This window comes from Wolbachia endosymbiont of Onchocerca gibsoni (assembly GCF_029169405.1).
In the GTDB taxonomy this organism is placed as follows: domain Bacteria; phylum Pseudomonadota; class Alphaproteobacteria; order Rickettsiales; family Anaplasmataceae; genus Wolbachia.
This window is the reverse complement of sequence record NZ_JABUMP010000001.1, coordinates 36,506-51,446: the sequence shown is the minus strand read 5'-3', so window position 1 is coordinate 51,446 and position 14,941 is coordinate 36,506. Positions and strand designations below refer to the sequence as shown.

The 14,941-nt window shown below is 31.3% G+C and carries 9 protein-coding genes and 2 pseudogenes; 8 read left to right on the top strand and 3 right to left on the bottom strand.

All coding sequences use genetic code 11. From position 1 onward, the window contains the following. The first annotated feature begins 1,634 nt into the window (after positions 1 to 1,634). Together HSX44_RS00215 and HSX44_RS00210 are read left to right on the top strand one after the other, a co-directional pair. Positions 1,635 to 2,327 (top strand): phosphatidylserine decarboxylase, encoded by a 693-nt coding sequence (locus tag HSX44_RS00215; protein WP_275601792.1) that lies wholly within the window; start codon positions 1,635 to 1,637, stop codon positions 2,325 to 2,327. After that, positions 2,324 to 3,094 (top strand): CDP-alcohol phosphatidyltransferase family protein, encoded by a 771-nt coding sequence (locus HSX44_RS00210; RefSeq protein WP_275601791.1) that lies wholly within the window; start codon positions 2,324 to 2,326, stop codon positions 3,092 to 3,094. The genes HSX44_RS00215 and HSX44_RS00210 overlap by 4 nt, the downstream gene beginning before the upstream one ends. 554 nt (positions 3,095 to 3,648) lie before the next feature. On the opposite strand, the gene HSX44_RS00205 is transcribed toward HSX44_RS00210, so the two are convergent. Next, positions 3,649 to 3,825 (bottom strand): hypothetical protein, encoded by a 177-nt coding sequence (locus HSX44_RS00205; RefSeq protein ID WP_275601790.1) that lies wholly within the window; start codon positions 3,823 to 3,825, stop codon positions 3,649 to 3,651. A gap of 521 nt (positions 3,826 to 4,346) precedes the next feature. Here HSX44_RS00205 and HSX44_RS00200 point away from each other — a divergent pair. After that, positions 4,347 to 5,813 (top strand): alanine/glycine:cation symporter family protein, encoded by a 1,467-nt coding sequence (locus HSX44_RS00200; protein WP_275601789.1) that lies wholly within the window; start codon positions 4,347 to 4,349, stop codon positions 5,811 to 5,813. A gap of 138 nt (positions 5,814 to 5,951) precedes the next feature. Continuing rightward, the gene (gene plsY / locus HSX44_RS00195; RefSeq protein ID WP_275601788.1) at positions 5,952 to 6,530 is read left to right on the top strand and encodes a glycerol-3-phosphate 1-O-acyltransferase PlsY; all 579 of its coding nucleotides are present in this window, start codon (positions 5,952 to 5,954) and stop codon (positions 6,528 to 6,530) included. A gap of 1,499 nt (positions 6,531 to 8,029) precedes the next feature. Here plsY and HSX44_RS00190 read toward each other — a convergent pair. Beyond that, a complete protein-coding gene (locus HSX44_RS00190; protein WP_275601787.1) occupies positions 8,030 to 8,185 on the bottom strand; it encodes a hypothetical protein in 156 nt (51 codons plus the stop codon). Positions 8,186 to 8,657: 472 nt separating this feature from the next. After that, positions 8,658 to 11,483, bottom strand: a complete 2,826-nt coding sequence (gene uvrA, locus HSX44_RS00185) for an excinuclease ABC subunit UvrA (RefSeq protein WP_275601786.1) — start codon at positions 11,481 to 11,483, stop codon at positions 8,658 to 8,660. Between the two features lie 857 nt (positions 11,484 to 12,340). On the opposite strand from uvrA, the pseudogene ruvA reads away from it, so the two are divergent. The 4 genes and pseudogenes from ruvA to HSX44_RS00165 form a co-directional block, all read left to right on the top strand. After that, positions 12,341 to 12,863: pseudogene (gene ruvA, locus HSX44_RS00180) on the top strand (Holliday junction branch migration protein RuvA). Then, positions 12,860 to 13,636 (top strand): annotated as a pseudogene (locus tag HSX44_RS00175) (AAA family ATPase). Before ruvA ends, HSX44_RS00175 begins: the two co-directional pseudogenes overlap by 4 nt. 297 nt (positions 13,637 to 13,933) lie before the next feature. Then, positions 13,934 to 14,749 carry a hypothetical protein gene (locus HSX44_RS00170; RefSeq protein ID WP_275601785.1) on the top strand — a complete coding sequence of 272 codons (816 nt, stop codon included), beginning with the start codon at positions 13,934 to 13,936 and terminating at the stop codon, positions 14,747 to 14,749. Positions 14,750 to 14,771: 22 nt separating this feature from the next. Next, positions 14,772 to 14,941 (top strand): DNA-3-methyladenine glycosylase (locus tag HSX44_RS00165; RefSeq protein WP_275602389.1); only part of this gene is annotated, 170 nt, incomplete at its 3' end.

The window sequence follows — 14,941 nt, the reverse complement described above, 5'->3', positions numbered from 1 at the left end:
ACTCTAACTGATTAGAAGTATAAAATATTGTAGCAAGCCTAAAAACCATATTTTATCAGCTATATTTGGAACTAGAAACATTAACCATTTTAGTACAAAGCCAATTCCACATAAATAAATGGTATGTGTATAAGATTCCGTGAAACTATGTAAGATAAGTGTTACCACATTCTTTTCAGAGAAAACTAATTCACAATTCTTTAGAAAATTTATAAGTAAATGTTGATCAGGTGCTATATTCTTATAATGAGACAACTGCTTTCCTTAAGAAAAAATATTGTTATGAAGAATATCCATGCAGACTTTTCTAGATACTAAGCACATTACTTTTTAAAAAAAACATCTCTATTCAGAGATGTAATAAAAAAAAACTAAACAAGCACAATTGTTAAAATAGGTAGGCTAAACTTAGAAAAAATGTAATCACTTCTTAATATTTTATAAAATCCAATAAGAAAAATAGACTTCTGAAACTATAACATGTTTTTTAGCCATACTCANAATACGGTTCTCTACCTTTTTTCAGTTTCGATAAACCATCTTATAAAGAACAATTAATCCATTGACAAAAATTTTACAAAAAATTCAATCACAAGATCATTAAGATCTTAATGTACTCATTATAATAAATTAAGTAGCTTATTCTTAAATTCTTTAAAAGTCTTAAATGACATACCCTCAGTCAAATCATTGTTTAATGTTCTTCAAAAGAGCTCCATCTTATTATTTTCTTGCAACCTATATGACTTTACATATCAATACTTTGTCTTCATTTAAATCAACATTCTTTCAAAAGGATGCTCATTCATATTACTTCTAATACAAGTTTTGAACTACTACTCGTCATTACTTCATCAAGCATATGCTGTAATTTTGTTTTATGTAATTAAAATACCTCAACACTATATAAGTATCCTTTTACAACTTCCTCTACACTATGCAGCTTATATTGTCTATTTATAAATGCTTAATTTTGTCTCTATTTACCATCATATTTTTACTCAAATAAAAATATAATGCTAACCTTCACCTTTTTTTACTAAAAGCTATTTCTCTAATTATTTTTCTTTTTTACTTTCTCTTATACTCTATATTAGAGCTTTAAAAAAATTATATATACTACCGCTAACATGTGTTCCATTATACCACTTTTTAAGTACAAATTTCGTTATCTATTTATACCCTTCTTTCGTCCTTATAACTGAATTTCCTATTCCAATTTCTGCTTTCTTACTCTGTTACCTTAGCTTTCTTTTTTTTAGCAAGAAGCTTTTTTTCATTCTACTGTTTTATATTTATTATTCTACTCATAGAATATTCGTTTACTTATACTATTTTTATATAATAAAATCACCGACAAATTCATACAACACATGCCTTTTTACTCTTGTTTNGCCCATATCCTCTAAACAAAAGTCCATTTATTCTGACAATCCCTTTCTAAAGTTTTATCCTCTATACTTCTCCTTACTTCTTGCGTCCAAAAGAAACCTAACTTAGAGTAAAACCTTTGTCAAAAAACTACTTAACTTTTACATCGATCAAGAGTTTTTTTCTTGAAGCGGTTAAAAAAGACTTTCCATTAGAAGCGATAAGTGATAAATTGTTAATAACAGATTATTGCTAGTAAGGTTATGTGCTTTTGGTTACCTAATATAAACAGAGAAGGTTACTTATTTATAGCAATTTCTTTTATAGTGACGTGTATAGCATTCTCTTTATCTTGGGGGGGTGGTATTACATGCTTATTTCCAACATTACTATGCATCTACTTCTTTCGTGATCCAACAAGGGTCGTGCCAAGCAATAGAGATCTTATACTAAGTCCTGCCGATGGTGTAATTTCAAAAATCGAAGAAGCAAGTTATCCTTTACCAACGGAAAATGAAGAGGGGAAAAAATTCATACTTATTAGTATATTCTTGAGCATTTTGGATGTACATGTGAATCGCATACCAATATCTGGTACAGTAAAAGAAGTGCACTACAAAAAAGGCAAATTTATGTTTGCAACAAGTAATAGATCTAGCAATGAAAATGAAAAACAAGTTATTGTAATCGAATACGAAAAGGAAAAAGAAATTATTGTAGAACAAATAGCTGGGCTAGTTGCACGCCGTATCGTTTGTAACCTAAAAGTTCTCCAGGCTGTAAAAGCAGGTGAAAGGTTTGGAATTATAAGGTTTGGAAGTAGAGTAAATATCTATGTACCTGTTGATGCAGAAATAAGAGTCTCAAAAGGACAAACTGTTATCAGTGGTGAAACAATTATAGCAAATTTAAATAAGAAAAATACTCAAGAAAAGCTTACTTTTGATATTATATGAACAATAATGGTAATAACAATAGTTTTCTGCCTGTTGCTAAATTATTTCCAAATTTTATAACTTTATTAGGTCTATGTTCTGGTCTTACTTCACTTAAATTCACATTTAATGAACAGTGGGAGTTTGCAGTAATTTTTATCATCATTGCAGCAATTATAGATGGAATGGATGGCAAAATAGCCAGAATCTTAAAATTAACTAGCAATTTTGGAGCACAACTTGATTCCTTTGCGGATTTTCTGAACTTCGGTGCAGCACCTGCATTTCTTTTATACTTTTGGAAATTAAAAGAAATCAAAGTTATAGGATGGATATTGGTAATGATATATGTAATCTGCATCTCGATAAGACTTGCAAGGTTTAATATATCATTAAACGTAGAGCAATTTGACTGGGAAAAGTTTTTCTTTTCTGGAGTACCAGCACCAATATGTGCTTTACTTTCCTTGTTACCAATAATTGGTACCTTTCACTCTCAAGAAAGTGAACATTTACTTCTTATAGAGCAGTTTTTCAACATAAGGAACACTGCTTGTTACTTTTTTGCTATCTCATTTTTCTCAGTCAGTCATATTCCAACTTTTTCCGCAAAATATATTTATATTCCCAGAAACTTATCTTATATATTTGTATCGCTTTTTGGAGTGTTTATTGTATTTTTTGTCAGCAAGCCTTGGGTTACTTTACCAATTTTAGGCATGGTGTACGCACTTACCATTCCAATAAGTACTGGATTTTATATATATTATACCTATAAAGCTCGCTAGCTGTAAATTACAATAAAAAGCAGTAAGTGGTAGAGCATAATTCAAAAATAAGTAAACTTTTGAGTTCATTTCTGTATACAAAGATATCTTAGTTCCGTTTTACTTATTTAAGTAATTGCAACTGGATTCTTTTATGTCTAATTTAATTTTACTAACTTTAGCTCAGTTAAGCATGGAATACAGACGCTATCTAANACCTAAAATGTATAATTATAACAACATATAATCATTCATAGGTATTTGTAGCAGCAATTTCGGAAACAGTTGGTCTTAGGACTTAGAATAATACCAAGAAGTTGCGATTGTTGTGCAATAAACTCACGTGCAATTTTTAGATAATAGTCATCGTAATGCTTAGTATGCTACAAGGTTTGCCAAAGTAGTGCTTGTATTCACTTATCGTTCTGAAAATTTAAAACTGGCAAATCTCTTTATAACATAAAATATGAACTTGCAAAAATTAGATTTATAAAAACTGGTAAATTACCTGCATTTACCTATTTAATTAACCTACTTACTGCAATGATTTCATATGATATACTACTTCAAACAAACTAAATGCCCTCTTCAAACACAACATGTCTTTTATCATATTTGACGCTTGTTCTAATTGTAATACTGAGGAAAGCAAAACAAATTGCTTTTAATTCAATAGTTTTACTACCCACTATTGATAATTCTGTATACAGGTATGCTTGCGTATTTAACCTATGTAGACGGAGATAATTCATTGAATATTTTACTCTACAACATTCCAAAATATCTCTAACAAATTAGCTATAGAGGCAAAGTATTAAATAGATTAATAGTACGTGAGAAGTTATTATTTACTAATAAAGCAGGCACCGGAACAACAGTATAACACATTCAGTTGTATATGATAATATACTGGTATTCAATAGCACCATGACAAGGGGTAATATCGCGTTGTTAACTCAGCGTTTCCAACAGTCTTACCTTTATTTAACAAGTCAGTTCCTTCACTAATAATGTTTTCTTTTGCATTCCCCACAACAATAGCTTATTATTGCTACATAAAATAGCACTTATTTGGTAATAAAAAGTACTAGTGTTACTTCAAATTTTTGCAGTAGTTTCAGTGTATATCAAAAGGTACAAAACTTATATCTTATCTAGGCAATGATTTGTTTATGTGCTTTATGGTTCCAAATGCTATTACAATATATCTCCTAAGAAGGAAAGCCATAAATACAATAATAGATTCTTATTACAATTCTAAGAGGTATTAAACATGATTTATAGGTTACTGTATGTAGTACTATTTTGCCTATTATTTAATGACGCATATGCTACTTCGGGTCTTTATAAAAGCTACGATGCTGTATTAGACGGAGTAAATAACTTCATGAATAAAGTATTGTTTTTTAAAATTTTCTACATACCATTTACAATTTTCCTAGTGGCCTTCAGTTACGTGTTTCTAACATTACGTTTTAAATTTCTCAATATAAAAATGTTTAAGCATGCATTTGCTATCCTATGTGGGAAGTATGACACAGATCACCACGATGGTCACATTACGCATTTTCAGGCATTTATAACTGCACTCTCAAGTACAGTAGGGCTTGGAACTGTTGCTGGCGTTGCAATTGCAATTTCAACTGGAGGACCAGGAGCAGTGCCTTGGATGATGATTACAGGTCTTTTCGGCATGTCAGCGAAGTTTGCTGAAGTAACTTTAGCGTTCAGACATAGAACAGAAGGTCAGAAACAGTTATTTAGTGGTCCATTTCAATATATTAGAAACGGACTGGAGGAATTTGGATTTAAGAAACTCGGTATTATCTTAGCTGCAGTATACGCAGTATTTTTCGTATTATCTGGTCTTGGTGGAAGTGTAGCATTTCAAACTAACCAGATGGTTTCAATATTGTCTGGCCATTCAAATTGGGTAGATAGTCACCTCTGGTTAATCTCTTCCATAATTTCTGTGTTGCTTGCTTTGGTAATTATCGGTGGAATTAGAAGAATAGCTATAGTATCCTCTGCATTAGTGCCCGTCATGTCGCTTATATATATTTTCAGTTGTATCACAATTATTGCATTTAATATTAACAATCTTGGTAATGCACTTAAAATATTATTTTCTAATATGATAGACTTCAATGCCGCTGGTGGAGGAGTAGTAGGAGCATTTGTTAGCGGAATTCAAAGAGCAATTTTTGCTAGTGAAGCAGGTATTGGCTCTGCCTCAATTACGCATGCAGCGGCTAAAGATGAGGAACCAGTTAGAACTGGATTAGTTGCAATGATAGAACCATGTTTTGATACAATGTTAATTTGTTGTTTAACAGGAATAACAATAGTAATAACAGGTGCATACCAAACCGGCGTTGGTGAGGGAATACTGATTACTCAAAAAGCATTTGAAACAGTTTCTTTTTGGTTTCCTATACTCTTAACTATAGCTGCACCTTTATTTGCATTTTCTTCAATAATTTCTTTTGTGTATTGCTGTGAAATGGGATGGCTATATTTGTTTGGTACAAAAAGTATAGTAATATACCGCATAGCGGTAATAATTGTGGCGTTTTTCTCTGGTCTTTCTAAAGATATAATGACTATTGCCAATATTGGTGGAACTTTATTCTCTTGTTTAGCTCTTATTAATATGACAGCACTTATACTATTCAGTAATCAGATTAACGATGAAGCTCAATATTACCTAAAAAGATTAAAGGATAATAAAATTAATTAGGTTCCTCTTTAGTATGCAGCCATATCAGGTAAACACAAGCCGCTATCACTTCAGTACTTGGTGCTTGAATCTATACTTATTTTTTCTGAAGTTTAGTACTTACTACGTATTAAGGATAGCACCAAAGATGTAAGCGTAATGGAGAAATATATAGTCCTTATATCATCATATGTATTGGGTTCAATACCATTTAGTTCAATTATTACAAAGATAAAAGGAATAAATTTAAGAGAAGTAGGTTCTGGAAATATTGGTGCTACAAATATTGCAAGAACAGGAAATAAAGAGCTTGCTGCTCTGGCATTGTTTCTGGACTCTTTGAAAGGGTTTATTGCAGTTTACGCAGCGCAACAATTTTTCAATAATGGCATTATTATATATACATCTGCAATCTTAGCAGTTCTAGGACATATGTTCCCTATCTGGCTAAAGTTCAATGGAGGAAAGGGAGTTGCAACAACTTTAGGAATTTTAATAGCACTTAATAACCGTGTGGCGCTGCTGTTCGTACTTATTTGGCTAGTAGCATTTTCTACTCTTCGATATTCTTCCCTTGCTTCTTTAACTTCTATTACAGTAGCTGTTATAGCAACTTTCTTTTTTCAAAGAGAGCTATTTTTTGTACTATTAATTGTAGCAATATTAATTTTCTTAAAGCACCACAAAAACATCGCAAATCTTCTACAAAGCAAGGAATACAAGTTTTTTAAACAGTAAACATCTATATTCTATAGCTAATGCAGAAAGGATTATGTGGTGCAAAATAGGTTAAAATGACATAATAAGTATTAGAGACCTAAACCCTAGATTAAAAAAGAATAGAAAAGATAGAAAACAAGATAAACCTAGTTAATATTGAGAAACCAAATTTAAATAAGTTATCCATAAATTAAAGATACAATGAAGCTATTTTTGCTTAGTTGATGATTTCTGTAAATTTATAGAAGAAAAATTTGTAAATGAACTACTATCTATCAAATGGTAGAAAGCCCATAGGACATATGGACAAAATTTTAGAGAAGCCAAACAAAAGCATAACAACAAGAAAATCCATAAAAACCTCAACAGTTTTACTAAATCTAGAAAAAATATATTCGATTTTACCGAAAAAACACTTAACTAAACGACTCTTTTTACAGATATGCTCACTGTAAACCTCTACCCTTTTCTAATAAATTTTGACAGAATAACTACTATATATCCCTTGCCTTTAACACTTGTAATAAAAACATTATACCGAGTTCTTGTCAGCTGCTAGATATCAGAGTTACAAATACCTCAATTAATCAGGTAACTGCATTTCCTTAATCAGGAATAAAAGTAAATTTAAGTGAATTCTTATTACTAGTTTAGCCATAGATGTAATTTTATATCCTTGATAACATTCCACTTGTCTCTTGAAATAATCTTGAGAAAACTTTACTTATAAAAGTAATAGAATCACCTATACTTTTGCAAACTTTATAGCTAAATATATAGCCACTTTTCTTAACACTCTTAACTACGGGCACCTCTAAAACACCTTCTTCTTCTAAGAAACAGCTTTTACTTAAACTTGATCTATTTTTNAACTTACTAAACTTTGCTTTGTTTTTATCACTAACTTCTACCTTTATTTTTTTATTATCTTTCCTAATTTAATAAAAGATATCTCAATACCAACTTATGCAAGACATCATATAATTTCTTTTTCCCTTTCTTATTTTCAATTTTTACTACACTTTTCTCTATTTAAAGTAGGCTAATTCTTATATTTAAATCTTAAGCTTCTTTATTGTTCAAAATTTTCATAGGTTTAATAGTACTATCTTATAGGTATTTTACATAAAAATACCCATTATCTATTTCTACTTTTTTTAGCTCCCTTCTTGAGTTTATTCTCTACTTACAATACCTTTATATACTATACTTTTAGTTCTTCTTCTCTACTCTAACATTGTTTACTAAGGTTATTTAAACAATCAAAGTTATAATACTCGTTTTGTAAGCTTGATATCACTGAAGAAAAATCCTTATCATATTCCACTCTTTAACAACAGATTACTCATGCTCCCTTTATGATCTAGCCTAAAGCCTTACATTCGTCACCACCACTTTTATCAACATAATAGAACACATTAAGCATTACGGCTTGAAGAGAATAAATTTATATAAAGCTGAATAATAGCTCTTTCCATTTCTTTTAATATTAATTAATTAAAGTTTTTCCACAATAACTACAATATAAACTCAGTCTTGTTTCTTTTCTTTAAGAAATCCTTTACCTTTTTCTCAATGTTTCCTAAAACACTTTTCTCAGACTTCTTATCTATTGTAATTAATGCTATTTTTAGCTCCACCGAAAGTGAGTTTTTTAGAAAAAGATAATCCACTTGAACTACAGTTCAAATCCTCATCTTCTAAGCTAAAATTACTTAATCTATCAAAAATCACCTTGCCATTACTATCAGAGCCATACATTAGATCATCATAAAGTACCTAATTGCTACAGGTAATGTAACCATTTTCTGACTTTAGATTAGTGAAAAAAGCGTCCTGAATAGACCAAAAGCACTTATTTTTAGTAATATATTTCAACTGAAACCTTCACTCCGATCTTGCACATTTGAATCAGATCCTGTCTTTAGAAAAGGAATTATATATTTAGCATAATTAAAATTACCTAATGATGCATGTCGGTCACTAACTCATTTAAAACATCAAGCAATCTTTTATCTAAACTGTATTGATTATCACTTTCACCAACTTTTTGCTAGTACTTCACCATAAATAGCAGGTAAGTTGACAAAAAAATTTCACATTTCTTTATCATGAACATCTATCTCACCGTCTCACATACTGCAGTTATTGTGATGATTTTATACCGTTGAGTAAGTATGGCTTAAGATATCTACCTGTAATACTCTCTGGTATATCTATTATACTTTCCGGAGTGCCTGTAGCAACCACTTTTCCACCTTTTATTCCGCCTTCTGGTCCAATATCTACTATATAATCTGCAGTTTTTATAACGTGTAAATTATGCTCTATAACTATAACAGTGTTTTCTAAATCGACTAATTTATGAAGCACTTTCAATAAGTTATTTACATCTTCAAAGTGCAATCCAGTTGTTGGCTCATCGAGAATATATAATGTCTTACCAGTAAATCGTTTTGACAGCTCTTTAGATAGCTTTATTCGCTGTGCTTCTCCCCCAGACAACGTTGTTGATGGTTGCCCGAGTTTTACATAGCCAAGCCCTATTTCCTGCAAAGAAACTAACTTTTCTTTTATCATTGGAAGATTTCCAAAAAAATCACAAGCTTGATCTATTGTCATATCAAGCACATCAGAAATTGATTTACCTTTATAGGTAATCTCTAATGTTTCCCGGTTATACCGTTGACCTTTACATTGCTCACACTTTACATAAACATCCGGTAGAAAATGCATTTCTATCTTTAAATATCCATCACCTTTACACGCTTCGCACCTTCCTCCCTTAATATTAAATGAAAATCGGCCTATACTGTAACCTCGTGCTCTTGATTCTGGAAGACCTGCAAACCAATTCCTTATATGAGTAAAAATACCTATATATGTTGCTGGATTTGATGCAGGAATCTTACCGATTGGTGATTGGTCGACTTCTATAACTTTATCTATATACTCAAGGCCTTCTATTTTATCACACTTACCATACTTTGCAGATGAACGATATATTTTATATGCTGAGTATTTATATAGTATTTCTACAACTAAACTTGATTTTCCTCCCCCTGATATCCCAGTAACACAAATAAAATTCCCTATAGGAAACTCAACGCTTATATTCTTTAAATTGTTCTCATACGCATTAATTACCCTTATAAACTGAGTTGTTTGTTTTCTCCTCTTCTTCGGAATCAAAATCTGTTTCTTTCTGCTTAAATATTGTCCTGTTACGCTTTCTAAGCTTTTTCGCACCTGACCTGGTGTTCCTTCTGCAACAATTCTTCCTCCATTTACACCAGCTCCAGAACCAAGATCGATTACATAATCAGCAGCCATTATTGTATCTTCATCATGCTCAACAACAATTACAGTATTGCCTATATCTCTCAAGTTTTTGAGTGTAGCAATTAATCGATAATTATCACACTGATGAAGACCTATCGAAGGTTCATCAAGCACATACAGCACACCTGTTAAACCAGAACCTATTTGTGAAGCAAGCCTAATTCTTTGGCTCTCACCACCAGAGAGAGTGCTGGACTCACGATCAAGTGTAAGATAATTCAATCCTACATTCTTTAAAAATGTTAATCTCTTAACTATTTCATTTAGTATTCTAATTGAGATTTGCTTCTGTTGTTCCGTAAGTTTATTTGGCAAATCTCCAAACCATTTAAGAGATTCATCAATGTCAAGCTTAGATATTTCACCTATGTGTTTTTCATCAATTTTCACTGTAAGTGCTTCTTCTCTTAATCTGTAGCCATTACATTCTTTACAGTGAGTAACAGAACAATATCGCTCAATAAGTGTTTCATCATAATCTATTTGATTTTCCAATATATTGACCAAACCTTGAAATTTCATTTCTCTAGAACCAAAGAGTACCATATCTTTTACTTTTCGATCCATGTCCTTCCATGGAAGATCAAGACTAAATTTAAAATTTTCAGCCAATGATAGTATTGCATTTTTTATAAACCCATAATTTACGTGCATTTGATGGAATACTGACCCTACTGGCTTTAAAGCGCCTTCAGATATTGAAAGTGTTTCATCCGGCACTATTAGCTTTACATCAATACTTAGTTTCTTACCAAGCCCATTACATGATCCACATGCACCGTAAGGACTGTTGAAAGAAAAGAATCTTGGTTCTATTTCTTCAAGAGTGAAGCCGGATTCCGGACATGCAAAACTCTCAGAAAANGTTAGGATATGACCACTTTTATAATTGGAATCATGATTGTTAGGCAAGCCTATTATCTCTGCATACATTAACCCGTGACCAAGCCTCAATGCTGACTCTATACTGCTTGGCAATCGATTTCCTATATCATCTGATATTAATATCTTATCTGTAACCACAAAGATATCATGTCTTCTGCCCTTGTCAAGCTTTGGTAAGTTATTTATATCATATATTTTGCCATCTATTTTTAGTCTTACATAACCTTGCCTTTTAATTTCCAATATCTCTTTAAGATGTTCCCCCTTTCTACCACGTACAATAGGAGCAAGTATATATACTTCAGTTTCCAAAGGTAGCGCCACTATAGTATCTACAATTTGAGACATAGTCTGTTTCCTTATCGGTAATCCAGTTACAGGTGAGTAAGGAACTCCTATTCTGGAATATATTAAGCGCAGATAGTCATAAATTTCAGTAATGGTCCCAACTGTTGATCTTGGATTTTTTGAGATCGATTTCTGATCAATGGATATTGTTGGAGAGAGGCCTGTAATTGACTCAACATCTGGTTTATCTTTTACGTTAAGAAATTGACGTGCGTAGGTTGATAGGCTTTCAATGTAGCGGCGTTGACCCTCTGCATAAATTGTGTCAAATGCAAGGCTGGATTTACCAGAACCACTTAGTCCAGTTATAACAACTAGATTATTTTTTGGTATATCAACATCTATACCTTGTAGATTATGTTCTCTCGCACCCTTAACTCTAATAAAATTTTCCATAAACCAAGCATTTTTAAGTATTATAGCCTCNAAATACATGAATTTACAGTAACTTTTTACAAATTTTTAATTATTATGGAAAATAATATGAATATAGGCTTACAAGAAAAATATCACACAAATAGCTAATGCATTCAGACTTTTCCAGCCACAGAAATAAAAAAACATTTAACAAACTTTTTAGCTCTCTTCTTACAATACTGAGGATGTTTAATTGTCTTCAACCCATGTAAGGTTAAAACGATTGGTGATTCTATATAGTTGATGTCTTATGTTTAATTTCTCGTACTATGTGTGCCTATATCTTTATTAATTTTATCTAAATTCTTAACTTCTTAAATTGAGAGTGCTTATAAAGTTTTTTAAGCACAGCATAGCGTAGAACATCAATTTGAGAAAGTAAACAATTATTTATCATGGTCCCTTGCCTTTTTTCTGTTTAGTAAATTTCTTAAAAATTAAAGCAATCACTAAACTAGCAAGCAAAGTATTACCTGAGTAACCTAGAGAAGTGTTATTTTATGTGTGACATTAGAATCTAGTCTTTATTATACAAGCCATTTAGTTAAAATCAAGTTTTCTAGATCTTAACGTCAGATACTTTCATAACACCACATAGACATTAGAATGACAACCATAAAAAACCAGGAGATGATATCATAAAAAATTAAAATAATATTGAAAGGACACTTAAATAACTAAATAACAAGGAAGAATACTAAAATAATAAAACAAGAATTGGACTTCCTGGGACCAAAACTTGACCTAGTATCCAGAAGTTTTTAAACTAAACTCTAGACAGACTAAAAATGATAGGAAATTTAAATGGAACAGTCGATAAAATTTAGAGCAACCATATAATATTGAATGCAAAGGATGTTGCTATATAGTAGCTTTCATCTAAAGCCTTAAATAAAGGCTTCCATTGAAGGTAAAATCAAATTGTTTATTGAAACTATGTGAATAATAGAGAGAACATTATTCAGCTATATGCTTTTATAAGCAAAGAGGAGCAGCAAGTTTGCTAGTTGTAATATAAGCTGTGTTAGCTATAGAACTGCAACATAATTTTGAGCAAATTAACTCCAAAACAGATGTTTTAGCAATTATGAGCGAGGAGAAAGTTGCACTCAAAATAAGTGAACTCGGTTTGAAGCTCATAAATCAAATTATTACTAAACTGAGTAGCAAAGTGAATAAATCGAAAATAAATAACAATAACTTTCATCCGATTAAAGAAGATTACGTTTCAGCTTTGATAGATCTTGGATATAAAAAAAANGAAAGCCTACGATATAATAAAAAACACAAGACAAATCCCTAAACCTGAATATCAAGGACATTATTTGTATGGCGCTTAAGGAACTTTCAACATTATAAAAATAATACTATTTAATAAAGAATATACTGAAGGTATACGGAATTTAAATATTAGAGCCAAGCGGCTTAATGATTTTGTCTAACAAAAAGAATTAATACAAAATTTAAGAGTGTTTATAAATGCTACACACAGACAAGAACTGAAGCTTTGGATCACATTCTATTGTATGGTCTCCCCAGGAATTGGAAAAACAACTTTAGCATAAATTGTTTCTAAAAAATTAAGAGTCAGCTTTCGTGCAACTTTTCACCTTGCGCACTCTAAAAATAGACCTACCACCATTTTATGTTGATTGGAGCAATAACACGCCTTAGACTACTTTCCGCATCGTTGAAAGAACGTTTTGGCATCCTTTTGCATCTCGAATTCATCCTTTTGAAAAGCTAGTTAACATTATAATAAAGAGGCGCAAGAGTTCTTCCTGATGAAATCAGGAAGGGTACAATACAGGAAATTGCTTATCGTGTACGTGGCACTCCAGAATTGCTTTGAGATTACTCAGAAGAACAAAAAATTTCGTCGAAATGAAAGATGATAAAAAAATACTCACGAAATTTCTCACTCCGCGCTATCAAAAATTAAGCATAGATAAAATGAGACTAAATAAATTAGATATGAATTATTTAAGGTAATATTCCAGAAGCATTGAAATTAACACCATACCCACTGCGTTATCTGAAAATAGCGGTATATTAAAGAAATGATAGAGCTTTATTTGATAAAAATCACTTTTATAAAGTGCATACCATGGGAACATGTTCTAACTAACTAAGCAGAAAAGTATTTTAGCCTTCAAGATTAAACAGCTTAAATATTGACTAACTGATATATGCTCTTATACTAGTTATATGTCAATATTAATGGAGGAGTATATGTTAGACAAGATTAGAAAACTTTGGAAAGCTATCTGTTCTACAATTAAGGGCAAAGTCGAAAGTCCTTATGCACTTATGGTAGAAGAACCTTCTTTTAATGAGACAGATTTAAAACCAAACAANNAAAAAAACAAGAGGAGCATCTTATTTTTCTGAATAAGAAAGTAAGGGGAGATGATAATCCTGATATAACTGTGAAAGAAGAACTTTCTGGTAATTCGAGCAATCAAAATATACCTAAATCAATATTAGATAAAGGCGAGCATAGTATCACTCTTGATGATGACGAAGCATGGAATAAGTTTTTTTCATTACAAAATAACCTTTCCACCAATATCACAAACTCAAAACCCTTCGCTCGTGGTAAAAATAAGTATAATGGCAGAGATATTACAGGCAAAATATCTGAACAAATCAAAAAGGAGATATCCAAAAATATAGTAAATAACACTATAGAATCTATAAGACTCAAAGAAGCGAAAAGGGAAAACGATATCGTTTACCCTTCTATAAGAGTTGTGTTAAATGATAGTGAAAAAGAAGTAAATGTAACCAAACTTCTAAGTGGCAACATATGTAGAAAATACAATGTAAAAACAATCACATTTTGCTACCCTAATCAAAAAAAGACAAGAGGAGCATGTTGCTATATTAATGATAATGGAAAAAGAGTTTATGAAGTAATTAATGGATCATATCAAATGACTATAAAATGGTATGCCGGAGAAAAAGAATGTAACATTAAAATTAACATTAACGACGATGGCTCCATAAAGCTTATCAAAGATAATGGCATTACTGAAGAACAATTACGTGCAAATAAAGAAGTAAAAATAGGCAAGAAATGTGAAGCAAAATTTTTACATGAAGCATTAGCATCACAATTACAACAAAAAAGCTCTGAATTAATCAAAGTTTTGCAACATCCTTCAACAAATGTGACAGGTATAGATAAACCACAAGAACATCAAGCTCCTGTTTCCCAGAGATGTATATACCCTCTTAATTAAATAGGGAAACAAAAACATTATAATGAATAATATAATACTACCAAGAAATTTCTATGAACAGCCAACTTTAATTGTTGCCGGAGAGTTGTTAGGAAAAACATTAAAGTTTTCCAGCTTTAGTGGGATAATAACTGAAGTTGAAGCCTATATAGGAACGGACGATCCAGCTTGTCACGCAGCACAAGGCTATAC

What these genes read in the sequence shown, in the direction of transcription:
- HSX44_RS00200 (WP_275601789.1), top strand. Translation starts at nt 4,347, where the DNA reads ATGATTTATAGGTTACTGTATGTAGTACTATTTTGCCTATTATTTAAT.
- plsY (WP_275601788.1), top strand. Translation starts at nt 5,952, where the DNA reads ATGGAGAAATATATAGTCCTTATATCATCATATGTATTGGGTTCAATA.
- HSX44_RS00205 (WP_275601790.1), bottom strand. Translation starts at nt 3,825, where the DNA reads ATGAATTATCTCCGTCTACATAGGTTAAATACGCAAGCATACCTGTAT.
- HSX44_RS00210 (WP_275601791.1), top strand. Translation starts at nt 2,324, where the DNA reads ATGAACAATAATGGTAATAACAATAGTTTTCTGCCTGTTGCTAAATTA.
- HSX44_RS00215 (WP_275601792.1), top strand. Translation starts at nt 1,635, where the DNA reads ATGTGCTTTTGGTTACCTAATATAAACAGAGAAGGTTACTTATTTATA.